Consider the following 24,331-nt stretch of genomic DNA (forward strand, 5'->3'; position numbering starts at 1 on the left):
ATATTCATATGTATTTTCTTCAATGTTTAGCGGTTGTGCTTCTCGATGATGCGAATGTATTTATATTATTATAGATTTTTTAATGCATATACAATAAATCTAAAAACCGAGTGACGAGTTGCAATCAAGGGAGGGGGATTCCCAAGATTGTGTTTATCCCGGCATGATGCTGGACTGTCGCCCAAATAATCATGTTTTGAGATAGCAACGCCTCGCCTCTTGAAAGAATTCATCTCTTCAAGTTCGCGAATGAGGGAACTGGACGATGAAAATTCTGGATAATATACGGATCGTAGCAAAAATTGGTCTGACATTTGCAATCTTACTTGCTGTCAGTCTTGTTGTGAATGTGGTCAGCTGGGGTTCGCTCTCCAATCAGGAGCAATCGTCGGGATGGACGGTGCATACCTATCAAGTGCTGCAAAAGATGGACGCCATCGTTGCCGCCATGGTCAATCAGGAAACCGGTATTCGCGCCTATCTTTTGTCGGAAGCCGATGAGAAATTCCTTGATCCGCAAAAGGCAGGCTTGAAGAATTATGCCGATGCTTACGCAGCTGTTCGCAGCCTGACATCTGACAATCAGGTCCAGCAGAAGCGTCTCGCCGACCTGGATGCCATGGTTCAGGATTGGCAAGCGAAAGTCGTTGCCAAGGAACTTGCCCTGATGAAAGACCCGGCGACCCGCGATCAGGCCCGCCAGCTGGAAATTTCCGGTGCAGGCAAGACCTACATGGATGGTATACGCGCCAAGGCCAAGGACATTGCCGACGAGGAAAGCGCGCTTCTCAGCGTGCGCCAGAAAGCTGCCGACGAAGCCGCCTATGATGCGCGCCGCAATATCCTGATAGGCAGCGGGTTGCTTGTCTTGCTGATCGGTTTTTCGCTTTTGCTCCTCAACAAGGGCATGATTGCGCCACTGACCCGGATCACGGCTTCGATGCGTGCGTTGGCGACCGGCGAGACAGCAATCGACATCCCCGGCATTGGCCGCCGCGACGAAGTCGGTCATATGGCCGATGCGGTTGAAGTGTTCCGCAAAAATGCCATTGCCAATCGCCAGCTGGAAGAGCAGGCTAATGTCAGCCGCCAGGAAACGGCGCAGACCCAGGCTGCTCATCAGCAGCGTGCGGAGCAAGAAGCGGTGAATCTCCGCTTTGCGACGCAAACCCTCGGTGAAGGCCTGAAGCGGCTGGCGCAGGGCGATATTTCCTTCCAGCTCAACGATCCCTTCGCTGCTGAATATGAATCGCTGCGTCAGGATTTCAATGCATCGTTGCAACAACTCGGAACGACAATTGGCTCCGTTCTCCAGACCGTCGAAGGCATGGAAAACGGCACCCGTGAAATTGCCGATGGCACCAACGATCTGTCCAAGCGGACCGAGCAGCAGGCCGCTGCCCTGGAAGAAACAGCGGCGGCGCTTGACCAGATCACCGTCAATGTGACCAATTCCTCGCAGCGCACTGAAGAGGCCCGTTCCGTTGCAATTACCGCCACCCAGAACGCCGTGCGGTCGTCGGAAGTCGTCAATCAGGCCGAAAACGCCATGAAGCGGATTGAGGAAAGCTCGCAGCAGATTTCCAACATCATCGGCGTGATCGATGAAATCGCCTTCCAGACCAACCTTCTTGCACTGAATGCCGGTGTCGAGGCAGCGCGTGCTGGTGAAGCCGGTAAGGGCTTCGCGGTGGTTGCCCAGGAAGTGCGTGAGCTGGCGCAACGGTCTGCCCAGGCTGCCAAGGAAATCAAGGGTCTGATCCAGAACTCCTCTTCGGAAGTCGATAGCGGCGTCAAGCTGGTGCGTGAAACCGGTGTTGCCCTGAAGTCGATCGGCGATCACGTGGTCCAGATCAACCAGTTGATGGAAGCAATCGCTACATCGGCAAGGGAACAGTCCACCGGTCTTGCGGAAGTCAATTCGGCGGTCAACCAGATGGACCAGACGACGCAGCAAAATGCGGCCATGGTCGAGCAATCGACCGCCGCCGCTGCCGCTCTTGCCACCGAAGCCAACCGTCTGAAGACGCTTGTAAGCCAGTTCCAGCTTGCGGGTCGGAGGTCATTTGCCGGACATCCGGCAGTTGCCAGCCCATCGCAGCGTCCGGTTGCTTCTCCCGCCCGTGCTCTTGCCTCCAAGATCGGCAAGGCCTTCGGCGGAGGTGCATCGTCCGCCGCCGTGAAACAGGAATGGTCGGAATTCTGATCGAACTGTCCACCATGCTTGGTGGGTGTAAGTCAACAAAACGCCGCTGGCTTAATCGTCAGCGGCGTTTTGGTATTTAACACTATCCGGAGTATCGTCCGCTGAAGGGCCGCCGATGCTATCTTTAAGCCAGGCTATCCTGGGCCAAGGCATCAAGTGACAGCGCCGTGAACACCGTCGAAACGATACCCTTGGCGTCGAGGCCTGCCTTTTCATACATGACGTCAGGCTTGGCCTGATCCATCCACAGATCCGGCAGAACCAGACTGCGAACTTTGAGGCCGTGGTCGAGCAGGCCTTCATTGGCCAGCATATGCAGGACCTGAGATCCGAAACCGCCGACAGCACCTTCCTCGACCGTGATCAGCACGGCATGATGGCGGGCAAGCTGGCGGATCAGGTCGAGATCGAGCGGCTTGGCAAAACGGGCATCGGCCACAGTCGTCGGCAGGCCAGCGGCATCGAGATCTTCGGCTGCGACAAGACATTCGGCCAGCCTTGTCCCGAAGGACAGCAGCGCCACTTTCGAGCCTTCCTTGATGATCCGGCCCTTGCCAATTTGCAAAATCTCGCCACGCTCCGGCATCTGGACGCCAACGCCTTCGCCGCGTGGATAGCGGAAGGAAATCGGACCCTCATCATAGGCGGCGGCGGTGCGCACCATATGCTTCAGCTCTGCTTCATCCGCTGCCGCCATCACCACGAAACCAGGCAGGCTGGCCAGAAAACCGGTATCGAACGATCCGGCATGGGTCGGACCATCGGCGCCGACGAAACCGGCGCGGTCGATGGGAAAGCGCACTGGCAAGCCCTGAATTGCAACGTCATGGACGACCTGATCGTAGCCGCGTTGCAGGAAGGTAGAATAGAGCGCGCAGAATGGCTTATAGCCCTCGGCGGCAAGGCCTGCGGCAAAGGTCACGGCATGCTGTTCGGCAATGCCGACATCGAAGGTCCGTTCCGGGAACAGGGTTTTCAGCTTGTCGAGCCCGGTGCCGGATGGCATGGCGGCGGTAATGCCGACGATCTTATCGTCATGGCGGGCTTCTTCCACCAGCGCATCGGCAAACACGGCGGTATAGCTCGGCGCATTCGGCTTGGCCTTGGCCTGGGTGCCGGTGATGACATCGAACGTGTTGACGCCGTGATATTTGTCGGCAGCGGCCTCGGCGGGCGCATAGCCTTTGCCCTTCTGCGTCACCACATGGATCAGCACCGGCCCCTTGGCATTGTCGCGCACATTGCGCAGCACCGGCAGAAGGTGATCGAAGGAATGGCCGTCGATCGGGCCGATATGGTAAAAGCCCATTTCCTCAAACATCGTGCCGCCGGTCACATAGCCGCGTGCATGTTCGACGGCGCGGGTAATGGCCCGGTCGATATTCTTGCCGAGATAGGCGGTGAGTTTCTTGCCGATCTCGCGCATGCCCATATAGGTGCGCCCGGAGGCAAGCCGCGCCAGATAGGCGCTCATCGCGCCGGTTGGTGGGGCAATCGACATGTCATTGTCGTTGAGAATGACGATCAGCCGTGCATCCAGCGCGCCAGCATTGTTCAGCGCCTCAAAGGCCATGCCCGCCGACATGGCGCCGTCGCCGATCACAGCGATGACCTTGCGGTCGGTCTGGCCAAGCTCGGCTGCCACGGCCATGCCAAGGCCTGCGGAAATAGACGTGGAGGAATGGGCTGCGCCAAATGGATCGTATTCGCTCTCTGCTCGCTTGGTGAAGCCCGAAAGCCCATGTTCCTGGCGCAGCGTGCGGATGCGCTCACGCCGCCCGGTCAGGATCTTGTGCGGATAGCATTGGTGTCCGACATCGAAGATCAGCCGGTCTTCCGGGGTGTTGAAAACTTTGTGGATGGCGAGCGTCAGTTCCACCACGCCAAGCCCGGCGCCCAGATGCCCACCGGTCACCGACACGGCATCGATCATCTCGTCGCGCAGTTCACGCGCCACTTGCGTCATGTCCTTGTCTTCGATCTTGCGAAGGTCGGACGGAAACACGACCTGATCCAGCAACGGCGTGTTTGGCTTCGATGTCACAGGCTCCAGCCTCTTTCTCTCTTCATTCAGACTATCGGCTGCACAAGTTTCCTCCCGAATGCACTGCACGGCCTGAATGGTCCATGAATGGGGGAAATCATACAGTATTCAATGTCATTTTCCCGCAAATCCTGTTGGTTTCCCAGGCGCTGAGCGCCGCTGTCAAACAGGAGGTCCAGGTTCATGATTGGGCAGATCCAGCAAAACTGCCCTATTGATGCATATAGGACTTAAATGTCCTTCGGCAAAGGGAGAAACGCATCTTCCTTGCGGCGGGCCTGCCAGGATCAGGCCTATTCCTTGTCCAGCGGCTCGGCACCAACAGGCTTGCCGGCCCGGTCCAGCCGGATTTTCTCGATGCGGTTTTCAGCTGCCGAGAGCAATGCCTCGCAATGTTTCTTCAGCAACTCGCCGCGCTCGTAAATCGAGATGGATTCGTCGAGCGCCACATCGCCGCGCTCCAGCCGCGCCACGATGCTTTCCAGCTCGGCCACGGCCTTTTCAAAGGAATAAGCGGCAATATCGGTGGCGGCGGTGTCGGTCATACTCAACCCTTCATCAATCTCGAAATATGCATGCCAGCCGATTCGGCCAAGCCTTCCAGATCATAGCCGCCTTCCAGCAGGCTGACGACCCGGTTTTTGGCAAAGCGGTCGGCCACTTCCATCAGCCGACCAGTTGCCCAGTCGAAGTCCTCGCCAACCAGATTGATCTGCGCCAGCGGATCGCGGTGATGGGCATCAAACCCGGCGGAAATCAGGATGAGATCCGGGGAAAAATCATTGATAGCGGTCAGCACCCGCGATTTGAACGCCTCGCGGAAATGGTCCGAGCCGCTATTGGCCGACAGTGGCGCGTTGACGATGGTATTGTGCGGCCCAACCTCATCCTTCTTGCCTGTCCAGGGATAAAGCGGCATCTGGTGGGTGGAACAGAACAGCACGGATGGATCGTCCCAGAAAATATCCTGGGTGCCATTGCCGTGATGCACATCCCAATCGACGATGGCGACCCGCTCGACACCATAGACCTGCTGGGCATGGCGGGCAGCAATCGCCACCGTGTTGAACAGGCAAAAGCCCATCGCCTTGGTTTTTTCCGCATGATGGCCGGGCGGACGGCCTGCCACGAACACATTGTCGGCAGCACCGGTCATCACATCGTCCACGGCGGCCATTGCCCCGCCGATGGCGGTCAAGGCGCATTGCAGGCTTTTCTGCGAGGCATAGGTATCGGCTTCCAGCTGGTTGATGCGGTCCTCTTCCTCCGGCACCTGCCGCATGACGGCGATGAAATGCTCTTCGGGATGGGCCAGCATGACAGCATCCTCATTGGCCTGCTGGGCCTGATGGCGCTCCAGGGCGGAAAAATTCGGATGCTCCAGGGCGATATTCAGCGAGCGCAACCGGTCGGCCCGCTCAGGATGGCCCTCCGGCGTGTTGTGTTCCAGAAAGATCGGGTTTTCATAGAGCCGGGTTGTCATCACGCATCCTCCTGCCGCACCAAACTTGCGCGACCAATCTCTTTTCCATTACATGAGCGATCACGGCATGGAGGGCAAGGGCAATGGCGAAAAGAGAACGGCTGGACGTGGCCGAAACGGTGATCGGCCTGCGCGATGTCGGCATGGGTGGACGGCTGAACAACAGCGCGCTGCTGGCGCTGTGTGAAGAAGCGCTCCACCGCTTCTGGCAGGCACGGCCCGCAGAAGATCAGGAGCCGGAGTTTCGCGCCACCAAATTCGAGGCGCGGCTCTTTGAGATGCTGGGACCGGGCGATGCGCTGCGCTTCACCGTGCAGGTGGACAAGATCGGCGGCAAATCCGTCGGCTTCGCCATTGCGGTTGAAAGCGGCAAAACCCGCGCCGCCGATGTCGAGATCACCTGGACGGCTGTGAACAAAGACAGTGCCGAACCGGTGGCGCTATCGGAAGCGCTGAGGGATTGGCTGTATCAGTGGTTGCCGTGAAAATCTGATCCAAGGATGCGGTCAAGCATGGCTTGGGTTTCCGTTGCGCCCGTCTCAGGCGTTTCTATTTGTTTTTGCAAGGTAATCAGTGTTTTCCATAAGGCCCAGCCACGCGCTCGGTCCCATGTCGCCTCATCATGGCCAAGGGTTGTGCGAAAGACCTTGGCAGCCACGGAATCCATCATGGTCCAGGCAATAGCGAGATCGCAGGCCGGATCACCGGTGCCGCAGGAGCCGAAATCGATCACGGCAGAGAGCCGGTCGTTTTTGACCAGCAGGTTGCCGGGAGCGATATCGCCGTGCAGCCAGACCGGCGGTCTCTGCCAATGACTGGCAAGGGCCTGATCCCATAGCGCGGTCGCGCGGGACGTATCGATGTCGGTGCCGAGCTTGGTTATGGTCGTGCGGGTTTCTTCATCATAGGTTGCGAGCAAGCCGCCGCGATAAAAATTATGAGGTCCGGCCAGCGGGCCGTTGGCTCCGTCAAGACCATGAAGTGTTCTTAGAAATTCACCGAGATCGACCGCAAATTGCTCGCTGTTTGCGATCCATGTCGGCAAGGGCGTTTCGCCGTCAATCCATCGATAGATGCCCCAGGAGAAAGGGTAGGAATGATCCGCGCGGCCCATTGCGACTGGTTCAGTAATGGGAAGCGGCAGATGTGGCGCCAGCATTGGCAAGAAGCGCTGCTCCTTTTCCACCTGCTGTTCATAGCGCTGTGCGCTCGGCATACGGATGATCATCTCGGAGCCAAGGCGGAAACTGCGATTGTTCCAACCGCCTGGTATGATCGGCTGGATGGCCAGCAATGAAAATTGCGGGAATTGGTCAGCGATCAAACGCTGCACCAATTCCACTGAAATTGTCAGCCTGTCATCCATAACCGGAACCGCCGTTTTGCTTTGCGGATGCTATACGCGGGAAAGATGACAGAAATTTACGCCCGCTTTGGCAGCAGCGGATAGCCGACCATGACGGCGCGGGCGGCAAGGGCGGCGATGGCGGCCTTGATCAGGTCGCCGGGCAGGAAGGCCAGCGAGCCGATCAGTACCTTGTCGATCGGGGTGCCGGCCACAAAGCTCCACCAGGGCATGCCGCAGGCATAGACGACGCCGATACCGCCGAGAATGCTGGCGGCAAAGAAGCCGATTGTCTGGCCGCTGGCGGTGGACGAGGCGCGGGCAAAACGTTCAGCCGCAAGGCCGGTGACGAAAGCACCGAGAACCCAGCCGAAAATATAGCCGCCGGTGGCACCAAACAGCGCGTTCAGGCCGCCGTGACCGCCCGACAGAACCGGCAGGCCCATGGCCACCAGCAGGACGACCAGCGCATAGGCCAAGGCCCCGCGCTTGGCACCGAGGATGCAGCCGGCCAGCATTACGCCCATCGACTGGGCGGTGATCGGCACCGGAATGAAGCCGAGCGGCACGGGCGGAATAAGCCCGAGGACAACGACGATGGCGGCAAACAGTGCAATCAGAACCAGGTCTCGCGTGGTCATGGTGATCTCCTCATCAGTCTGTTCTCTTTTCGTGACGGCGAATGCCGCGGGCGTCAATGGCCTCGGCGATGGAATCGGCCTCTTTCAAGGCCAGAATAAACAGCGGTCCCAGCATCCGGTGCAGCCGCACGGGAATGCCACGTGCCTGATGCGCGGCCTTCAGCGCCTCATAACGGTCTGCGATGTCAGGCACGAAGCGCAGCGTCAGCCCCAGTGCCAGGCTGATATCGGCGGCCCGGACCAGACCCAGCCGATCAAGCGGGGCCAGCAACCGGTCAAGCGTCTCCATGAAGGCGCCAAGCGAGGTCGTCGCGGTGATGGCGCAGGCGAGAAACAGGATGGCGAGTAGCCGCAGTGTTAGCGTTGCCGAGGTGATGAGATCCAGCGCATAGATGTTGAAGAGGCCAAGCACGGCAATGCTGATCAGCATCGGGCGGATGCGCCGCAAGGCCGCCCGTGCGCCAAGCCCCAGGCTGAAATAGAGCGCGCCGGTGGCGCTGGCTGCCGTGGCCTGGAGCGGCATGGACAGGCTGAACGCCAGGCCAAGGCCAAACACCATCAGGATGGCCAGCTTCGTCCCAACCGGCATCCGATGCAGCCAGCTATTGCCCTCGACATGAAGGCTGTTCAACATGCGGCGATCTCGCGGTAACGGGCAATGGCATCGCTGGCCGGACCATCGAAGGCAAGCTTGGCGCGGTGAAACACCAGCACCCGCGAAAACCCGGCAACCAGATCGAGATCGTGGCTGATCACCAGCGCCTGTTCCTCCAGCGCCTCGATGGTGCCAGCCACCAGCGCCCGGTTTTTCAAATCGAGCTGGTTGGTCGGTTCGTCGAAAATCACCAGGTCGGGCCGGTTGACCAGAACAGCGGCCAGCGCCGCCAATTGCAGCTCGCCGCCGGATAGTTCATGCGGGCGGCGGCGCAGCAGATGGGTTATGCCGAGCCTTGCAGCAACGTTGTCCACGGCATCGTCCAGCGCCTTGCCTTTCAGGCCACGGGATTTCGGCCCCATGGCAATATCCTCACCGATCAGCGGCAGGATGATCTGGTTGGCTGGGTTCTGGAAGATAAAGCCGGTCCGCGCCTGCACGGCCTTCGCATTTTTCACCGTATCCAGCCCATCCAACGTTACATGTCCGCTGCTCGGCTTGACGAGGCCATTGATCAGACGGGCAAAGGTGGACTTGCCCGAGCCGTTCAGGCCAATCACCCCGATCCGCTGTTCGTCGAAGGTGATGGTCAGCGGCTCCAGCGCCACATGGCCATCAAAACTGGCGCCAGCTTGGTCGAAATGGATCTGCACGATGTCGATACCCTATCATTGCTGCCCTGTTCTATAGCCCGGGCGCCGGGAAAGGCAAATCCGGGTTTTCCCCATTTACAGCCGTCTTGAGATTTGCTCGGATGGGCTATCCGACCTGCACCCAAGGACCCCGCACGTGACCTCATCCTTTCACCAGCCTGTCGATGCCGCTGAAGTGCCGCGTTTTGCCGGACATGCCACTTTCATGCGGCTGCCTGCTGTCACCTCGGCTGAAGGACTTGATATCGCGCTGATCGGTATTCCCTGGGATGGCGGCACCACAAACCGGGCTGGCGCCCGCCATGGTCCGCGTGAAGTGCGCAACCAGTCCAGCCTGATGCGCCGGGTGCATCACGTCTCGAAAATCGAGCCGTTCAGCCTTGCCAATATTGCCGATGCGGGGGATGTGACCGTCAACCCCATCGACCTGATGCTGGCGCTGCAACAGATAGAAGACGGCGTGGCGGCAGTTGTGGCTGCCGGTGCTTTGCCGCTCTGCGCCGGGGGCGACCATCTGACCACGCTGCCGGTGCTGCGGGCAGTGGCCAAATCGCGGCCGGTCGGGCTCATTCATTTCGATGCCCATTCCGACACCAATGACAGCTATTTCGGCGGCCAGCGCTTTACCCACGGCACGCCCTTTCGCCGCGCCATCGAAGAGGGGCTTCTCGATCCGAAACGCATGGTGCAGATCGGCATTCGCAGTTCCAATTACGAAGTCGATGAGCATCAATGGGCCAAGGACCAGGGCATCCGCATCATCTATATGGAGGAATTCGTCGCCCGCAGCGTCGCAGACGTGATGGCAGAAGCCCGCGCCATTGCCGGTGATGGACCGACCTATGTCAGCTTCGATATCGACTGCATCGACCCCTCGATGGCGCCTGGAACCGGCACACCGGAAATCGGCGGCTTTCTGACCCGCGAAGTGCAGGCCATGGTGCGGCTGCTGGAGGGCGTCAATATCGTCGGTGCCGATGTGGTGGAAGTCGCGCCACCCTTCGATGTCGGCGGTATGACGGCGCTGGCCGGTGCCACGATGATGTTCGAATTGCTCTGTATCATGGCGAAAGCGGTGGCGGATCGGCGGTGAAAGCCTGTATTCCAACGAAAATTTCCTTGAACAAAAAGAGAACGTATCTTATCGTCAGCTCATGGCGATAGGGATAGACAACAGGACAGCACGGCGGATTTTTCTGGAGCGGCAGGGGCTTTCCCGGCCACCGGGGCGAGCGTTGAGCCGTCAGGGCCTGCTGGCGCTGATCACCGATCTCGGTTTCGTGCAGGTGGATAGTATCGGCACGGTGGAGCGGGCGCATCACCAGATCCTGTTTTCGCGCCACCAGACGTACAGGCGCGAAGATCTGACGGCTTTGCTTGAGCAGGACCGGTTGTTGTTCGAGCATTGGACCCATGATGCTTCAATCCTGCCTTCGGCTTTCTTTCCCTATTGGAAACATCGGTTCCGGCGCGAGGAAAGCCGGATTCTGGAGCGCTGGCGCACCTGGCGCGAGCCGGGCTTTGAGGCGGCTTTCGAGGAAACCTACCGGCGGATTACCGAGGGCGGCCCGGCCTTGTCGCGGGACATGAAGGAAAGCGACCATAAATCCGGCGGCTGGTGGAACTGGCATCCGTCAAAAACCGCGCTGGAATTTCTCTGGCGCACCGGCAAGCTATCGATTTCCGGCCGGGAAAATTTTCAGAAGATTTATGATCTGACGGAGCGCTGTATTCTTCAGGACCATTTGCAGGCCGAGGTGACGCATGACGCTTTCATCGATTGGGCCTGCCGCGAAGCGCTGATCCGTCTGGGTTTTGCCACGTCGGGCGAAATCGCCGCCTTCTGGAATCTGGTTAGCCCGCAGGAGGCAAAACTCTGGCTGGAGACCCATCGCGCTGATCTGGAAGAGATCGAGATCGCGCCCGCCGATGGCGGCAAGCCGCGCCCCTCGCTGGCGCTGGCAGACCGCCTGCCCACCTTGCTGGTGGCCCCGGAGCCGCCCGCCCGTATCCGGGTGCTCAGCCCTTTCGACCCGCTGATCCGCGACCGGGCCCGCACCGAGCGTCTATTCGGCTTCTTCTACCGGATCGAAGTCTTCGTACCCGAACCGAAACGGCAATATGGCTATTATGTCTTTCCGCTGCTGGAAAATGACCGGCTGATGGGCCGGATCGACATGAAAGCCAACCGCAAGGCCGGTACACTGGACGTGAAGCGGCTATGGTTGGAGCCGGGCATAAGGCCATCGACCGGACGGTTGGAAAAGCTCGACCAGGAATTGAACCGGCTTGCGCGATTTACCGGGGTGGAGGCGGTCGTTTATGGTGATGGTTGGCTCATTAGCTGAACCTTTAGGAGGCAGGTCGTTCTGCTCAAGCTCCGAGACCGAGAATTGGGTAGAGCGACGCAACTAACAAAGCGGCCATGGTGCAATTGAAAATTCGCAGTCGAGTGTTGTTCGATAGCCACCGCCGAACCACCGTCCCGAGCCACGCCCAAACCGCGATTGCGGGGAAGCAAACGGACGCAAATGAGCCGGCCACCATGACGACCGACTGCAATGAGCGGTCGGGTGCATAGAGTGTAACTGCCGAAAGACACATAGCCCATGCTTTGGGATTGACCCACTGGAATAGTGCAGCCTCAAGAAAGGTCATTGGGTTGCTGCCAGCATCCTGCTCTTCGATGGGGGCTGCGATGGCAATTTTAGCGGCTAGCCAGATCAGATAGGCGACGGATAGGATCGTCAGCACCAGGTTTAACGCGGGCACAGCATCAAACACGGCCATTAGACTCATTCCAACGAGGAATGCCATGGCCGACACGCCTCCGACGATTCCGAGCATATGCGGCATGGTCCGGCGAAAGCCGAAGTTAGCACCGGAGGCCATCAACATCAGATTATTCGGGCCCGGGGTGATAGTGGCGGCGAATGCGCAGCCGATAAGCGCCGTTAAGACAGCAAAGTTCATGAGACTTTTCCCTCTATTTGTTTGCGCAATAATAGATGGACAATTCCGCAATTTTTGACCTAAATATTCAATTTCGTGACTAAATGGACAATAAATGACAAATATAGATGCAATGGACACGAAAATATTGCGCGTACTTAGGCGTGATGGGCGGATCAGCAATGTGGCACTCGCGGAGGCGGTCAGCCTCTCGCCGTCAGCTTGTCTTAGACGTGTCCAAGAACTGGAACGGAGTGGTGTGATCCGCGGCTATCGTGTCGTCACCGACCCCGAAAGCATGGGGCGTGGCTTTGCAGCGTATGTCATGATTGGCCTTTCCTCTCATACCAAGGCAGCCTTGGAGGGCTTTGAGAGGGCAATGGCAATCGCTCCAGAAGTCGTGGAATGTCACAACATTGCCGGGGCATTCGAATATCTGCTGCGGGTGGAGAGTGCCGATCTCGCTGGTTATAAGCGTTTTCACACCGAAGTCCTCGGCACTCAGAGCCATGTAAATGCAATCACCTCCTATATCGTGATGGAAACCTCCAAAGATGATCGCGCGGGCTGAATTTGAAATTCGAACGTGAAAGATATGGGTCTGTCAGGAGAATGAGGCGATGGCGACAGGCCATGCTTGTTGCTAACAGATCAGCCTGCCCATGCTTGTGACACTGCGGAAACTGCCCGGCTGCATTCGGTGCTGAGCCCCTTCGACCTGCTGCTGGAAACGCTCGACCAGGAATTGACCCGGCTTGCGCGAGTTAAGGGCGTGGAGGCGGTCGTGTATGGTGATGGCTGGCTCAGTTCTTGATTGGCTTGCCAGCGCGATCCGTCAGGGTTTTGACGAAATTGACCTTGGTCATGACCATGTCTTTGTCGCTGTAATGGACGATCTCATCGGGCGAGCGGGTGCCGACCACCAGATAGACACAATCCGCATTGGAGCGGTTTTCCAGGCAATGGCTGAGGGGAACACCGGCCTTGAAGGTTGCGGCATCGCCCGGCATCATCTCGGTGACCACGTCGCCTTCAAGCAATGTGGCTGTTCCCTTGAGCATATAGAGGAATTCGTCTTCCTGTTCATGCCAGTGCTTATGAGATGAGCGGGAGCCGGGCGGCAATGTTTCCAGGAGCGCGCCAAATTGTGTCAGGCCGCCTGCATCGCTTAACCGCCTTGCGCTATAGGGCCCAAGTTCAGCGTTCATGCCCTCGGCGGTGCCGATATCCAACGGCGCGTTTTCGGCTTTGATAACAGGCATGGTTCCCTCAACCGTTTTGCAGCTGTTCCATACCGATAGATAACGCAAAAAAGGGTGTGCCGCCACACACCCTTCTTTCGCGTAGCCATGGCAGAGCCGTGGCTACTCCTCGTCCGTATCCATATATTCCAGATAATGCGCTTCGATCTGTTGGATCGGAGACGCCGCTTTTGCCTCGTCGATGGCCGTCGAGGTGCTGGTTTTTACGCCAGCCGTTTTCTTGGTCGAATCCAGGCTCCAGAGCGCATTGGCCAGGGAAGCTGACAACAGCGTGCTGGTGGAGTTTCCACCGGCAGAGCGCGAGCGGGGCGTGGTCGCAGACTCTACGGCAACATCCTCAACGCTTGACGCGCCATGAATGTAGCGGCTCTGATACTGTGAATTGCCAAGGCTGCTGTCGATCCTCATCGCAGGCCCTTTCTGTTCGCTTCGTTAACCCTTTATTAACGATCGAAGCTTGCGCGAGGCTTGCGTCATGTCCGGCTTTTCCGAGAAATTGTGGAGACGGGAGGCGTTTGCACTAGATCTAGTTTTATCAACATTTTCTACTGGAGAAAATAGGAATTTTCCGCCAATTCTGTTAGAATTTGTAAAGATCAATTCGAATTATACAACTATTTGGCGTTCGAGACCTACAAGACTTAAACTATACTACGGTGGGAAGCTTCGCCGACAATGCCTTCAGGCAAAGCTCGAAAGCCGTCAGATCGCTATAGAGCTGGTCTGCTTGGGCCTGATGGGTAAAAATCGGCCCGCCACGGCGTTCAACTCCCCCATGCAGCATAAGATTTTCGATCATATCGAAATCCTCCAAAGACAGACCATCCGGTCCGCGCTTGCGCTGATCAGGACCGAGCGTCACCTTGCCCTGATAAAATCCGGCGGTGCGGGCATAGTGATTGTCGACGATATTGGTATAGGCAGCGACGAGCTTGCCCTGCGCGCACATATAGCCCAGCTCGAACGCGGTGCCGGGATCGGCGGCAATGCCACGGAACGGGGTGAGATTGGCAATCACCCCATCAGCCCGATTCATCATATCCTCATCGACGGCACTGATTTTCAATCCGAACTCATGCAAGGTCGGGGCCGGTTCTATGGAAATATCGCCGGGGCAGATCGGCTCGAACCCATAGGCCCTTGTCATCTCAGCCTTGGCATCGAGCACCTCGCGGGCATCAGCGAGAAACACTTCGGGACCGGCGAGATAAAGCTTGAGTGACATGGATTGGGTTCCTGGAAAAGATCATTCTTCCGCGCAACCTCGGTCTGCGAGGCTTTATGACGATTGTAAAATCAGGGGTATGCCCAGGCCTTACGCAATTTCGGTTTCCGAGATCTTGATGCCAAAACCCTCCAGGCCGACGTAATGGCGTTCACGCGAGGCCATCAGCCGGATCGAGGTGACGCCGAGATCTTTCAGGATCTGGGCCCCAAGGCCGATTTCCAGCCATTCGCTATCGCGGGTCTGGGCTTCCTGATGGGCCTCGCGGTCATGCATGCCAGCCCTGGCCGTGGTCGAGGCGCCAACCCCGACGGAGCCTTCGCGTAGATAAACGATAATGCCGCGGCCTTTTTCTGCGATCCGTTTCAGCATGCTATCGATCTGGCGGGCGCCGCCGAACACATCAGCACCGACATTTTCCAGATGCAGACGCACCGGGATATCGACACCGTCGCGGATGTCGCCGAACACGACGGCCAGATGCTGCATCGGGTCCCAGGGCAGGGAATAGGCATGGGCTTTGGCCGGGCCGTAAGGCGTTTGGATGTCAAAGGTCGACATCAGCTGGATCAGGGTTTCCTTGCGCTGGCGATAGGCAATCAGGTCGGCGACCGAGATCTGTTTCAGCTTGTGCTTTTCGGCAAAGGCTGAGACCTGCGGGCCGCGCATGACCGTGCCATCGTCATTGACCATTTCCGAAATCACGCCGATCGGCGGCAGGTTGGCCAGCCGGCAGAGATCGACGGCTGCCTCCGTATGGCCGGAGCGCATCAACACGCCGCCTTCACGCGCCACCAGCGGGAAAATATGGCCTGGGCGGACGAAATCGGCAGGACCGACATTGGGATTGGCCAGATTGCGCACCGTCAGCGTCCGGTCATCAGAGGAAATCCCGGTTGTGGTTCCATGCTTGAAATCGACGCTGACCGTGAAGGCCGTGGTGTGGGCGCTGTCATTTTCGGCGACCATAGCCGAGAGATTCAACCGCTTGGCTTCCTCTTTCGGCATTGGCGTGCAGACGATGCCTGACGTGTGGCGGATGATGAAGGCCATTTTCTCCGACGTGCAATGCACGGCGGCAACGATCAGGTCGCCTTCGTTCTCGCGGTCGTCATCATCGGTGACGATCACGATTTCACCGGCCTCAAAAGCCCGGATAGCGTCAACGACACGGGTCTGTTCATAGCTCATGATATGTTCCTTACTTCAAACGCCCGGTCTGCCCACGGTCGCGCAGATAATGATCCGCCAGCGCACACGCCACCATGGCCTCGCCAACCGGCACGGCCCGGATGCCGACGCAGGGGTCGTGGCGGCCCTTGGTGCGAATATCGACATTGCGGCCCTGCGAATCGATTGACTGGCGCTCGGTGAGGATCGACGAAGTCGGCTTGATAGCAAACCGCGCCACAATGGGTTCGCCGGTGGAAATCCCGCCGAGAATGCCGCCGGCATGGTTGGAGAGGAAAATAGGCTGCCCGTCATTGCCCATGCGCATCTGATCGGCGTTTTCCTCGCCGGTGATTTCGGCGGCGCCAAAGCCATTGCCGATTTCAACACCCTTGACGGCATTGATCGACATCAGCAGCGCGGTAATATCCTGGTCCAGCTTGGCATAGATCGGCGCGCCCAGCCCAGCCGGCACGCCTTCGGCCACCACCTCCACCACGGCCCCCACCGAGGAGCCATGCTTGCGGATCTGGTCGAGATAGTCTTCCCAGACGGGGACGATCTTCGGGTCTGGTGCAAAGAACGGATTATTGCCGACCTCGGCCCAATCCCAATTGGCACGATCGATCTTATGCGTGCCGATCTGCACCAGCGCGCCGCGAATGGTGACGCCGGGCAGAACCAGGCGGGCAATGCCACCCGCCGCCACCCGCGCTGCCGTTTCGCGCGCCGAGGAGCGCCCGCCACCGCGATAATCGCGGATGCCATATTTCAGGTCGTAGGTATAATCGGCATGGCCGGGGCGATATTGCTGAGCGATCTCGCCGTAATCCTTGGAGCGTTGATCGGTGTTTTCGATCATCAGCGAAATCGGCGTGCCGGTGGTGATCATCGAGCCATCGTCCTGCGGCATGACGCCGGAGAGCACCTTAACCAGATCATCTTCGCGCCGCTGAGTAACGAACCGCGACTGGCCGGGCTTGCGCTTGTCGAGCCAGACCTGGAGATCTTCCAGGGTGAATTTCAAGCCGGGGGGGCAACCATCCACCACCGCGCCCAGCGCTGGACCATGGCTTTCGCCCCAGGTGGTGATACGGAAAAGGTGACCGAAACTATTATGCGACATATGCTGAAACCGGGTCCGCTTTGCCAGGGGATAAGCCCTGCCTTTTACAAGGCCCCACTCTTAGTAGAAAAGCCGCAAGCGTGAAAAGCCTTTCTTTGCGGCAATGGCGCAAAAACCGGAAAAGCTTTGCGTGAGTTGGAGCTTATGATGCCATCTGGCGGTCTGTCTGCAAGGCGAAGCGGCCGAATTCCTCGAAGGGCAGCGGTTTTGCAAAAGCGTAGCCTTGCAACAGGTCGCAGCCCAGTTCGCGCAGGATTTGTGCATGGGCAATGCTTTCGACGCCCTCGGCCACGGTTGCCACTCCCAGAGAGCGGGCAATGTCGATGATCGAGCGCACCATGGCCCGTTCCCGGCTGGAATTGAGCAGGGGCATCACCAATTGCCGGTCGATTTTCAGCCGCTTGGGTTGAAGTTTCAAAAGACTGATGATTGACGTGTGGCCCGTGCCGAAATCGTCGATCTCGATGTCGATGCCCAGCGCCTTGATCCGCTCGATATTGGTGGTGGCAATATCCTCGCTTTCATCGAGAAAGATCGATTCGACCAGTTCGAAGGAAATTTCACCGGGCGAAATGCTGAGGCCTTCCAGCGTCTCGATCAGTCCGGCATCATGCAGCCGACGGGACGAGACATTAACGGAAATCTTGGGGAGTTTCACACCCATGGCGGCCCAGCGCATCTTGTCCTTCAGCGCCAGTTCCAGCACGATCTGGTCGATACGCGCCATGACATTCAGGTCTTCCGCCACTTTCAGGAAGCTATTGCTGGGCAGGATGCCGCGGGTTGGATGCTGCCAGCGGACCAACGCCTCGGCGCCGACCAGATCCATGCTGTTGGCGCAGAATTGCGGCTGATACCAGGCGGTGATCTCGTCATTTTCCAGAGCGTGCAGCAATTCATCGGCGATACGCTTCGAGCTGACAATATTGGCCTGGAGATTTTCGGTGAAGAATTGGAAACAGTTGCGACCCTGCCGCTTGGCTTCATAGAGCGCCAGGTCGGCATTGATCAGGATCTTGCGGGCATCGGTTCGCAGTCCCTTGGCCTCGGCAATGCCGATGGAAACGCCGCAGCGACATATGAAGCCCTCGAAATCCAAGGGTATGTTGATATCCTGGATGATGCGTTCGGCAAGCTCGGCGGCGGCCTTGGCATCGATTGGCCCATGCAACAGAACCACGAATTCGTCCCCGCCAATCCGTGCCACCAGATCGCCGCTGTTCATGTGGCGCGACAGAACCCGTGCCGCATTGACCAGCATGGCATCGCCTGCGGCATGGCCCAGTGTGTCGTTGATTTCCTTGAACCGGTCCAGGTCGAGATGCAGAATGGTGAAGCGGCTTCTGTTCGCCTGGGACTGCCGCGTCAGGCTGTCCAGGGCGATGTCCAGCTTGCGACGATTGGCAAGGCCGGTCAGCGGATCATGCAAGGCATTGAATTCGATCCGGTTCTTGGTCAGTTCAAGTTCGATATTGCGCGCTTCCGCTTCGGCCTTCGCCGTGCGCAATTCTTCTGTCAGCAGCACGTCGGCCGTCACATCGAAGCTGATGCCGATCAGCTTCTTGCGTCCGTTGCGGTCGACATGCACCTGACCAACGGAGCGCACCCAGCGTGTACCGCCCTGGTCCAACAATACCCGCTGGCTGGTGTTGAGGCGCGTATGCTGCTTTAACACGTTGCGCGCGGCCTCCATCAACATGTCGTGGTCGTCTTTATGGATCTTGCTCAGCCACATGGCGTCGGTGATATGACTGCTGGTGGCCGGAATATTATAAAGATAGCACATGCGTTCGTCCCAGACGGTGTGGCCTGTGGCAAAATCATGTTCCCAGACGCCGCAGCCATAGGAATCCAGCGCCAGTTCGAACCGATAGGACAGGCTTTCCAACTGCTGCTCCCGGATGGACAATTCGTCCAGGGCCAGTTCCAGCTCCGCATTCTTGATATCGGAACTCTCCTTGGCAGCGCGTAGATCATTTTGCATGGCGACATCGGCAGTAATGTCCCAGACAAGGCCGGTCACACGGTTTTGGCCGGAGGCATCCGCATGGCTGCCGACGGAGCGCAAGGTACGGATGGCGCCGCTCTCCAGCACGACCCGGTAATCCTGGCTGTTTTCGCCTTGCTGGCAGGCCAGAACATGGGTTTGCGCCTTGGCGCGGTCTTCGGGATGCACTGTTTCCAACCAGCGGGCGATGTCCTGATCGAGATCGCCGCCGCTGCCTGCTCCATGCAATTGTGCGGCACGGCTGTCCTGGTGGAGGGTCGGATTGCCGGTTGCAAGCTCCCACATGCCGATATTGGAACTGTCCATTGCCAGTTCGAAACGCCGGGTCAAGGCCCGATACTTGTCTTCCATCTGCTGTAGCGCGCGCCGGCGTTTGGCGCGGGAGATGAAAAGCACCGCTATGCCGCAAAGCGGTGCAGCAAAAGCCAGATCCACGGCAACCAGCGTCATGACGAAATTACTGTGATCCTGCGGTTTCTGCTGCCAGCCTGCACGCGGGCGGCCATACACTTGCAGCGTCCCGCCTTGAAGCGCCATGGTCAGTATTTCCGGGCTTTCCCCGGTCATGTTCTGCTTGGCCAAATCCGGCCTGGTCAAATCCTGTGCCGCGAGTGACGGGCTACCGAAAACAGTGCGCGTACCGGATGCGGTCTGCACCATGACGGCAATCTCGATAGCTGGTCCGTTGCCGACCGGAGCCGTGGCGCCATCGGCGATGGCGGACTGGATGAATTTGGCGGTATCCAGAATGGCACGGACATGGATAGGGGAGGGCGTCGCATCGGCGGCGGTGAGATCCAGTTGCAATTGCCCGTCATCCAGCAATTGCATATCCGTGTCCGAATCAGAACCGATCGTCATGCCGGGCTTGGAGGAGAGCCCTTGCTGCGTCCACACCTGTTCTATGACAGTGCCTCGGGCCAGCGCCAAAGCTCGAAATTCCGGACGTTCCCTTAGAATACCGCGAACAAGCCCCTCCGTTTGCGGCGAGGCCAGTGCGCCTTCAAGCGGTGACAATGCATGGACAAGATGCCGAAGCGCGAAGAAATTCTCCTCGGTTCTTTGGGTCATCATTCCGCTGACCCGCTGCAGGTCCGCTTGGACTTGCCTGCGCAATTGGCTGCGGTAGTCGGTGATATTGAGATAACCGATATAGGCAAGCAGGCTTGTCAGCAGGACTAAAGCCAGGGCCAATAACACCATCGCCACATTGCTGGAACGGCGTGTTTGGACATCGGCGGGATTTGCGAATTCTGTCATTATCCTGCCATACACATTATACTGAGGCATCGAAGATGCTCACGCACCTTCGGCTTATAAGAATTTCTGATATCTCGCATGCAGCAGAGACGTTGTACTCGGCCATTTATTCTGCCTGAAACATCTGATGCTATGCTTTGATCTTAGGTAATATGATATTGTAACGGTTGTTAATTTAGCATTTATATTAGTTGAAATCAGTGGGATTTAAAAGGTATCGTCAATAAAACGTGAGTGAAGGGATGGCGCTGTTCATGACTGGAACATTGGCGCAGGACAGTCTGCTGTGTTCAGCGGTGGGAATGCTTGCATCCGCCTTTATGGACGGCTCTTGATCTGTTGTTTGCCGTTTGTGTTTTTGGAAAAAGTATGCAGTAGAATTTACGTTGTGAAGTGGATACCGGTTTTCTGGCCGATGCTGTAGAGCCTTGGGATGAAATAAAAATTCTGGGTGGGAGACGCTACCCTCGACTATCGCGCCACGCTTTAATACCAAGTCATCGAAGATGCTCGTGCATCCTCACCTGACAAGAATTTCGAATATCTTAAATGCGGCAACGGCTTGAGATATTCGAAACCGGAATCCGAGCCGCTATCCTCAATGACTCTTCTGATGAGTGCCGGGGATAAGTGCAGGCGAGGGGAAAATTCCGCCACATTCGGAGGCTTATTTGCAAGTACGTGACGATTCTAGACCGAAAGCAGGGGCAAAAACCATGCGCTTCCTTATCGCTATGCTGTTGCTGGCCGGCAGCCTGTTTGCGCCAATGGGTGCGCTTGCGCAAAGCGATGACGTGGAATCGACCATCAAGTCGATCAGCACCGAAAAGCTGACCCTGACGCTGGAGGACGGCAAAACCTATTCGGTGCCAGCAGAGTTCAATTTTGATGGCCTGACGACTGGCGTCAAGGTTGTGGTTTATTACACCATGGTCGATGGCAAGCGGGTGGTGGACGATTTGCAGGTCGTCAACTGACGCCGATCTGTCACAGCCAATTCAGGTTATTGTTTTCAAGGTCGATCAGGAGAATCCTGTCCTGGGGGATTGGCATGGCGCAGGCCTCGTTGGCATCGACATTGCCAATCAGCCGGAACAGGCTGCGGATAACGCCGCCATGGGTCACGGCCACGGTTGGCTGGCGGACCGAGGCAAGCCAGGCACCGGTGCGCCAGGACAGGATCTCATAGCTTTCAGCCCGTTGGCCAGGGGCAATGAAGTCCCATTTGCCCTGGGACCGCTGTTTGACGCGCTCCGGGTACAGCTCTTTCAATTCGCGGGTTGTATGACCTTCCCAGTCGCCAAAACAGATTTCCTTCAGCCGGTCGTCGAGCCGGTAACGATCTGGGTCGAGCCCCATTTCGGTACGGACCCGCTGCATGGTCTCGCGGGTTCGGCCAAGAGGGGAGGCGACGAAATCGAATGTATCGACTGTATCGCCCAGCACATGGCGCAGTGTTTCGCCATTGCGCATTGCCTGGCCACGGCCGGTGGCGTTCAGCGGAATATCCGTTTGGCCCTGAAACCTGCCTTCGGCGTTCCAGTCCGTCTGTCCGTGGCGAATGACGTAAAGCAGCACGGCAGACGAACCTTCCAAGCCTGTTTGCGGCCTTTTTATCCGGGACTTAATCCTTGACGACCGACATATCCGGCGCGTCCACGGCCTTCATGCCAACCGTGTGATAGCCGCAATCGACGTGATGCACTTCGCCGGTGACGCCGCTGGACAGGTCCGACAGCAGATAGAGGCCGGATGTGCCGACTTCGTCGGTGGTGACATTGCGTTTCAGCGGCGAATTATATTCGTTCCACTTCAGGATATAGCGGAAATCGCCGATGCCGGAGGCTGCCAAAGTCTTGATCGGACCGGCCGAAATGGCATTGACGCGAATGCCGCGCTTGCCCATGTCGACGGCGAGATAGCGCACACTGGCTTCCAGCGCTGCCTTGGCCACGCCCATCACATTATAATGCGGCATGACTTTTTCCGCACCGTAATAGGTCAGCGTCAGCAAAGCGCCGCCATCATTGAGGATGGCTTCCGCCCGCTTGGCGACAGCGGTAAAGGAATAAACAGAAATATCCATGGTGCGGGCGAAGTTTTCGCGGCTGGTATCCAGATAGCGACCGGTCAACTCGTCCTTGTCGGAAAAGGCGATGGCATGCACGACGAAGTCGATCTTGCCCCATTTGTCCTCGACATTCTTGAAGACGGCATCGACACTTTCCATATCGGTCACGTCGCAATCGCCTGCCATGAAGCCCTCAAGCTCCTGGGCCAGCGGCTCGACACGCTTCTTCAACGCCTCGCCCTGCCATGTCAGCGCGATCTCTGCGCCCGCATCCCGGCAGGCCTTAGCTATGCCCCATGCGATGGAACGATTATTGGCAACACCCATGATGATGCCACGTTTGCCTGCCATGAGGCCCGAAATTTGAGCCATTATTTGCTCCTTGAGACTTCTATCGAACCTGCCTATCGCATAGGCCGATCCGTGGTTCAAGCTGTGCTACACCTGTCTTCATGGGAGAGAGGCAACAAATACTGTAAGGAGCCGTAACAAAGGGTGTGGCTATCACCGTGTGATTACAGCGAAATTCGGTTTACCCCGTCATTTTTCCGGGGGGCGGAAACTACAGGAAAAGCCCGTGTTTCATCACTTTCATCAGATCCGTGACTTTTTCGTCCGGTTTTTCCCAGAGCACGACCCTGATTTCGACCACCAATGCGCCCCGTTCGTCCGGGCCGCTGGGCAGACCTTCGCCGTCGATGCGAATGCTCTGGTCCGAGCCGCTCCAGGCCGGCACGGTAATGTCGAGAGGACCTTGCGGCCCTTCGATCACCGTGTCGCATCCCAGCACGGCATCCTCAAGCTTGATCGGAACGACGCAGTGAATGTCATAGCCATCGACGCTGAAGGCGGGGCTTTTCAACACCCGCAGCGTGACCAGCACATCGCCGGTTGACATGCCCGGCACTTTCAGCCCCTTGCCGGACAGCCGGGCAATGCTGCCATCAGTGTAACCCGCCTCCAGCGGCAGCCTCACCTCGCGTCCATCGCTCAGCTGGACGGAAATGGTGTTGTGTTGCAACAGGTCGTCAATGGCAATGGTGGCCTCGACCATGATGTCGGGGGCCTTTTCGAGAACCGGCGGCGCCGGTTTGCGAATGCGGCGCACCAGCGACGAAATCAGGCCAAGAACCGGAAGTGCAAAGCCGCGTGACCGGTTGCCGTCTTCACTTGGCTCGTCTTCACCACGCCGCTGCTCGGTTTGGCGCTGCTCGGTCTGGGCGGCGCCAAAAATCTTAGAGACGGCATCGTCTGCGGCATCTGGGCTGGCGGGGCGGCTGGCGGTCGTCGTTTCGGCTGCGTCCGGGCCAGCTTTTGCGGTCTCCGGTTTTGCGGCGGTCTGGGGTTGGGCCTGCGTTTGGGCCTTGGCCGAGGCGTTGGCGCTTGCCGCTGCGTCTGCCGATGCATTGGCGGCCTGGGCTTCGGCCGATTGCGCGCGGGCGCGGGCGGCCTCGACTTTGACATTCAGCATTTCGGCGGCTTTTTCAGCCTTGGCCTTTTCTGCCTCGATTCGCGCCAGATCGGCCATGATGCGCTCCGCATTGGCCTTGGCCTGGCGGGCGCGCTCAGCGGCGGCGCGGGCTTCCTCGCGTTGTTGCATGATCGTCTGTTCGCGTTTCATGGCGTCCATCTTCGAGCGTTGCTGGTCGTAGCGGCTTCGTTTGGCGGGGTCCTTGAGAACGTCATAGGCCTGCCCGATCTCCGCAAACCGTTGGGTTGCCGTCGGATCCTCCCTGTTTTGATCGGGATGAGAGGTTTTGGCTTTCGAGCGCCAGGCAGCCTTTATCTCGTCAGTACCAGCATCGCGCTGCACGCCGAGAATGGAGTAGGGATCACGCATTTTACCACCAACCAAATACAAGAGCGGTTCAATTGAGATCTGTCCGGGTCACGACATCGCACCCGTGAGGGGAAGCAAGATGGACCGTAACACTTTCAATCTGTTGCGGAAATTCCAGAACAAAAAGCTTTTTGCTCAGCAATTCCGCAGAAAGGTGAATCATTCACGCTCATACGTGGCAAGCATTGTCTCTATTTGCTCCGCCACGGGACACAGTTATATTAGGAAGCAGATGCTAACCAGTGGTTACGGCTGGGGAATAATTCCTTGGATGATGCTTGATCCCAGAGGAATTTATGACATGGACTGCTGTCTCAGCCGATTTGATCATTATCAAGTCATCGAAAGCGGGCGCAATGCGCAGTTCCGTTGGGGTTTTTCAGCGCGGAA

General features: G+C 57.9%; 24 protein-coding genes. 7 read left to right on the forward strand and 17 right to left on the reverse strand.

The annotated features are described in order from the left end of the window. Positions 1 to 265 precede the first annotated feature (265 nt). Positions 266 to 2,206, forward strand: coding sequence for a methyl-accepting chemotaxis protein (locus tag G6L01_RS02135; RefSeq protein WP_070167622.1), 1,941 nt, complete (start codon positions 266 to 268; stop codon positions 2,204 to 2,206). Positions 2,207 to 2,330: 124 nt separating this feature from the next. Here G6L01_RS02135 and dxs read toward each other — a convergent pair whose 3' ends face one another. The 3 genes from dxs to G6L01_RS02150 all read right to left on the reverse strand — a co-directional run bounded on the left by dxs (position 2,331) and on the right by G6L01_RS02150 (position 5,733). Continuing rightward, on the reverse strand, positions 2,331 to 4,250 hold the full coding sequence (dxs, locus tag G6L01_RS02140; protein ID WP_070167623.1) for a 1-deoxy-D-xylulose-5-phosphate synthase: 1,920 nt from the start codon (positions 4,248 to 4,250) through the stop codon (positions 2,331 to 2,333). A 293-nt stretch (positions 4,251 to 4,543) separates the two neighbouring features. Continuing rightward, entirely contained in the window at positions 4,544 to 4,795 is a 252-nt protein-coding gene (locus tag G6L01_RS02145; protein WP_070167624.1) for an exodeoxyribonuclease VII small subunit, read from the reverse strand. Positions 4,796 to 4,797: 2 nt separating this feature from the next. Next, positions 4,798 to 5,733, reverse strand: a complete 936-nt coding sequence (locus tag G6L01_RS02150) for a histone deacetylase family protein (protein WP_070167625.1) — start codon at positions 5,731 to 5,733, stop codon at positions 4,798 to 4,800. A gap of 83 nt (positions 5,734 to 5,816) precedes the next feature. Here G6L01_RS02150 and G6L01_RS02155 point away from each other — a divergent pair, with 83 nt between their 5' ends. Next, on the forward strand, positions 5,817 to 6,218 hold the full coding sequence (locus tag G6L01_RS02155) for an acyl-CoA thioesterase (RefSeq protein WP_070167626.1): 402 nt from the start codon (positions 5,817 to 5,819) through the stop codon (positions 6,216 to 6,218). Here the strand turns inward: G6L01_RS02155 and G6L01_RS02160 are convergent. From G6L01_RS02160 to G6L01_RS02175, 4 genes are all read right to left on the reverse strand, one after another. Further along, positions 6,203 to 7,066 carry an aminoglycoside phosphotransferase family protein gene (locus G6L01_RS02160; protein ID WP_337696142.1) on the reverse strand — a complete coding sequence of 288 codons (864 nt, stop codon included), beginning with the start codon at positions 7,064 to 7,066 and terminating at the stop codon, positions 6,203 to 6,205. The genes G6L01_RS02155 and G6L01_RS02160 overlap by 16 nt on opposite strands. 89 nt (positions 7,067 to 7,155) lie before the next feature. Continuing rightward, positions 7,156 to 7,719 (reverse strand): biotin transporter BioY, encoded by a 564-nt coding sequence (locus G6L01_RS02165; RefSeq protein ID WP_070167628.1) that lies wholly within the window; start codon positions 7,717 to 7,719, stop codon positions 7,156 to 7,158. Positions 7,720 to 7,732: 13 nt separating this feature from the next. Further along, complete coding sequence (locus G6L01_RS02170; RefSeq protein WP_081344261.1) at positions 7,733 to 8,353, reverse strand: energy-coupling factor transporter transmembrane component T family protein; 621 nt, start codon at positions 8,351 to 8,353, stop codon at positions 7,733 to 7,735. Beyond that, a complete protein-coding gene (locus tag G6L01_RS02175; RefSeq protein ID WP_070167629.1) occupies positions 8,347 to 9,027 on the reverse strand; it encodes an energy-coupling factor ABC transporter ATP-binding protein in 681 nt (226 codons plus the stop codon). Before G6L01_RS02175 ends, G6L01_RS02170 begins: the two co-directional genes overlap by 7 nt. Before the next feature lie 136 nt (positions 9,028 to 9,163). Between G6L01_RS02175 and speB the strand changes: the two genes are divergently transcribed. Both speB and G6L01_RS02185 read left to right on the forward strand, forming a co-directional pair. Continuing rightward, a complete protein-coding gene (gene speB / locus G6L01_RS02180; RefSeq protein WP_070167630.1) occupies positions 9,164 to 10,120 on the forward strand; it encodes an agmatinase in 957 nt (318 codons plus the stop codon). Positions 10,121 to 10,181: 61 nt separating this feature from the next. Next, positions 10,182 to 11,375 carry a winged helix-turn-helix domain-containing protein gene (locus G6L01_RS02185; RefSeq protein ID WP_070167631.1) on the forward strand — a complete coding sequence of 398 codons (1,194 nt, stop codon included), beginning with the start codon at positions 10,182 to 10,184 and terminating at the stop codon, positions 11,373 to 11,375. A gap of 25 nt (positions 11,376 to 11,400) precedes the next feature. Here G6L01_RS02185 and G6L01_RS02190 read toward each other — a convergent pair whose 3' ends face one another. Beyond that, a complete protein-coding gene (locus G6L01_RS02190; RefSeq protein WP_070167632.1) occupies positions 11,401 to 12,000 on the reverse strand; it encodes a LysE family translocator in 600 nt (199 codons plus the stop codon). A 94-nt stretch (positions 12,001 to 12,094) separates the two neighbouring features. Here G6L01_RS02190 and G6L01_RS02195 point away from each other — a divergent pair, with 94 nt between their 5' ends. Together G6L01_RS02195 and G6L01_RS02200 are read left to right on the forward strand one after the other, a co-directional pair. Then, positions 12,095 to 12,550, forward strand: a complete 456-nt coding sequence (locus G6L01_RS02195) for an Lrp/AsnC family transcriptional regulator (protein ID WP_070167633.1) — start codon at positions 12,095 to 12,097, stop codon at positions 12,548 to 12,550. A gap of 69 nt (positions 12,551 to 12,619) precedes the next feature. Beyond that, positions 12,620 to 12,793, forward strand: coding sequence for a hypothetical protein (locus tag G6L01_RS02200; RefSeq protein WP_156584294.1), 174 nt, complete (start codon positions 12,620 to 12,622; stop codon positions 12,791 to 12,793). Here the strand turns inward: G6L01_RS02200 and G6L01_RS02205 are convergent. From G6L01_RS02205 to G6L01_RS02230, 6 genes are all read right to left on the reverse strand, one after another. Then, on the reverse strand, positions 12,783 to 13,241 hold the full coding sequence (locus G6L01_RS02205; RefSeq protein WP_070167634.1) for a cupin domain-containing protein: 459 nt from the start codon (positions 13,239 to 13,241) through the stop codon (positions 12,783 to 12,785). The genes G6L01_RS02200 and G6L01_RS02205 overlap by 11 nt on opposite strands. Before the next feature lie 102 nt (positions 13,242 to 13,343). Continuing rightward, positions 13,344 to 13,649, reverse strand: coding sequence for a hypothetical protein (locus G6L01_RS02210; RefSeq protein WP_070167635.1), 306 nt, complete (start codon positions 13,647 to 13,649; stop codon positions 13,344 to 13,346). A 238-nt stretch (positions 13,650 to 13,887) separates the two neighbouring features. Next, entirely contained in the window at positions 13,888 to 14,466 is a 579-nt protein-coding gene (locus tag G6L01_RS02215; protein ID WP_156584296.1) for a nucleoside 2-deoxyribosyltransferase, read from the reverse strand. Positions 14,467 to 14,556: 90 nt separating this feature from the next. Then, the gene (ribB, locus tag G6L01_RS02220; RefSeq protein ID WP_070167637.1) at positions 14,557 to 15,657 is read right to left on the reverse strand and encodes a 3,4-dihydroxy-2-butanone-4-phosphate synthase; all 1,101 of its coding nucleotides are present in this window, start codon (positions 15,655 to 15,657) and stop codon (positions 14,557 to 14,559) included. 10 nt (positions 15,658 to 15,667) lie between these two features. Continuing rightward, positions 15,668 to 16,762, reverse strand: coding sequence for a chorismate synthase (aroC, locus tag G6L01_RS02225; RefSeq protein ID WP_070167638.1), 1,095 nt, complete (start codon positions 16,760 to 16,762; stop codon positions 15,668 to 15,670). A gap of 142 nt (positions 16,763 to 16,904) precedes the next feature. Continuing rightward, positions 16,905 to 20,030, reverse strand: coding sequence for an EAL domain-containing protein (locus tag G6L01_RS02230; protein ID WP_234891935.1), 3,126 nt, complete (start codon positions 20,028 to 20,030; stop codon positions 16,905 to 16,907). A 716-nt stretch (positions 20,031 to 20,746) separates the two neighbouring features. Here G6L01_RS02230 and G6L01_RS02235 point away from each other — a divergent pair. Next, positions 20,747 to 21,007 carry a DUF1344 domain-containing protein gene (locus G6L01_RS02235; protein ID WP_070167640.1) on the forward strand — a complete coding sequence of 87 codons (261 nt, stop codon included), beginning with the start codon at positions 20,747 to 20,749 and terminating at the stop codon, positions 21,005 to 21,007. A 10-nt stretch (positions 21,008 to 21,017) separates the two neighbouring features. Here the strand turns inward: G6L01_RS02235 and G6L01_RS02240 are convergent, their stop codons facing one another. The 3 genes from G6L01_RS02240 to G6L01_RS02250 all read right to left on the reverse strand — a co-directional run bounded on the left by G6L01_RS02240 (position 21,018) and on the right by G6L01_RS02250 (position 23,941). Then, on the reverse strand, positions 21,018 to 21,608 hold the full coding sequence (locus G6L01_RS02240; RefSeq protein ID WP_070167875.1) for a histidine phosphatase family protein: 591 nt from the start codon (positions 21,606 to 21,608) through the stop codon (positions 21,018 to 21,020). 46 nt (positions 21,609 to 21,654) lie between these two features. After that, entirely contained in the window at positions 21,655 to 22,473 is an 819-nt protein-coding gene (fabI, locus tag G6L01_RS02245; protein ID WP_070167641.1) for an enoyl-ACP reductase FabI, read from the reverse strand. A 190-nt stretch (positions 22,474 to 22,663) separates the two neighbouring features. After that, positions 22,664 to 23,941 carry a DnaJ C-terminal domain-containing protein gene (locus G6L01_RS02250; protein ID WP_071206261.1) on the reverse strand — a complete coding sequence of 426 codons (1,278 nt, stop codon included), beginning with the start codon at positions 23,939 to 23,941 and terminating at the stop codon, positions 22,664 to 22,666. Positions 23,942 to 24,331 lie beyond the last annotated feature (390 nt).

It is taken from the genome of Agrobacterium vitis, assembly GCF_013337045.2.
GTDB lineage: Bacteria > Pseudomonadota > Alphaproteobacteria > Rhizobiales > Rhizobiaceae > Allorhizobium > Allorhizobium vitis_B.

Excerpts from the sequence above, each read along its gene's own strand:
- G6L01_RS02135 (WP_070167622.1), top strand. The coding sequence starts at position 266 with ATGAAAATTCTGGATAATATACGGATCGTAGCAAAAATTGGTCTGACA.
- G6L01_RS02145 (WP_070167624.1), bottom strand. The coding sequence starts at position 4,795 with ATGACCGACACCGCCGCCACCGATATTGCCGCTTATTCCTTTGAAAAG.
- G6L01_RS02150 (WP_070167625.1), bottom strand. The coding sequence starts at position 5,733 with ATGACAACCCGGCTCTATGAAAACCCGATCTTTCTGGAACACAACACG.
- G6L01_RS02155 (WP_070167626.1), top strand. The coding sequence starts at position 5,817 with ATGGCGAAAAGAGAACGGCTGGACGTGGCCGAAACGGTGATCGGCCTG.
- G6L01_RS02165 (WP_070167628.1), bottom strand. The coding sequence starts at position 7,719 with ATGACCACGCGAGACCTGGTTCTGATTGCACTGTTTGCCGCCATCGTC.
- G6L01_RS02170 (WP_081344261.1), bottom strand. The coding sequence starts at position 8,353 with ATGTTGAACAGCCTTCATGTCGAGGGCAATAGCTGGCTGCATCGGATG.
- G6L01_RS02185 (WP_070167631.1), top strand. The coding sequence starts at position 10,182 with ATGGCGATAGGGATAGACAACAGGACAGCACGGCGGATTTTTCTGGAG.
- G6L01_RS02190 (WP_070167632.1), bottom strand. The coding sequence starts at position 12,000 with ATGAACTTTGCTGTCTTAACGGCGCTTATCGGCTGCGCATTCGCCGCC.
- G6L01_RS02195 (WP_070167633.1), top strand. The coding sequence starts at position 12,095 with ATGACAAATATAGATGCAATGGACACGAAAATATTGCGCGTACTTAGG.
- G6L01_RS02205 (WP_070167634.1), bottom strand. The coding sequence starts at position 13,241 with ATGCCTGTTATCAAAGCCGAAAACGCGCCGTTGGATATCGGCACCGCC.
- G6L01_RS02210 (WP_070167635.1), bottom strand. The coding sequence starts at position 13,649 with ATGAGGATCGACAGCAGCCTTGGCAATTCACAGTATCAGAGCCGCTAC.
- G6L01_RS02215 (WP_156584296.1), bottom strand. The coding sequence starts at position 14,466 with ATGTCACTCAAGCTTTATCTCGCCGGTCCCGAAGTGTTTCTCGCTGAT.
- ribB (WP_070167637.1), bottom strand. The coding sequence starts at position 15,657 with ATGAGCTATGAACAGACCCGTGTCGTTGACGCTATCCGGGCTTTTGAG.
- aroC (WP_070167638.1), bottom strand. The coding sequence starts at position 16,762 with ATGTCGCATAATAGTTTCGGTCACCTTTTCCGTATCACCACCTGGGGC.
- G6L01_RS02230 (WP_234891935.1), bottom strand. The coding sequence starts at position 20,030 with ATGACAGAATTCGCAAATCCCGCCGATGTCCAAACACGCCGTTCCAGC.
- G6L01_RS02235 (WP_070167640.1), top strand. The coding sequence starts at position 20,747 with ATGCGCTTCCTTATCGCTATGCTGTTGCTGGCCGGCAGCCTGTTTGCG.
- fabI (WP_070167641.1), bottom strand. The coding sequence starts at position 22,473 with ATGGCTCAAATTTCGGGCCTCATGGCAGGCAAACGTGGCATCATCATG.
- G6L01_RS02250 (WP_071206261.1), bottom strand. The coding sequence starts at position 23,941 with ATGCGTGATCCCTACTCCATTCTCGGCGTGCAGCGCGATGCTGGTACT.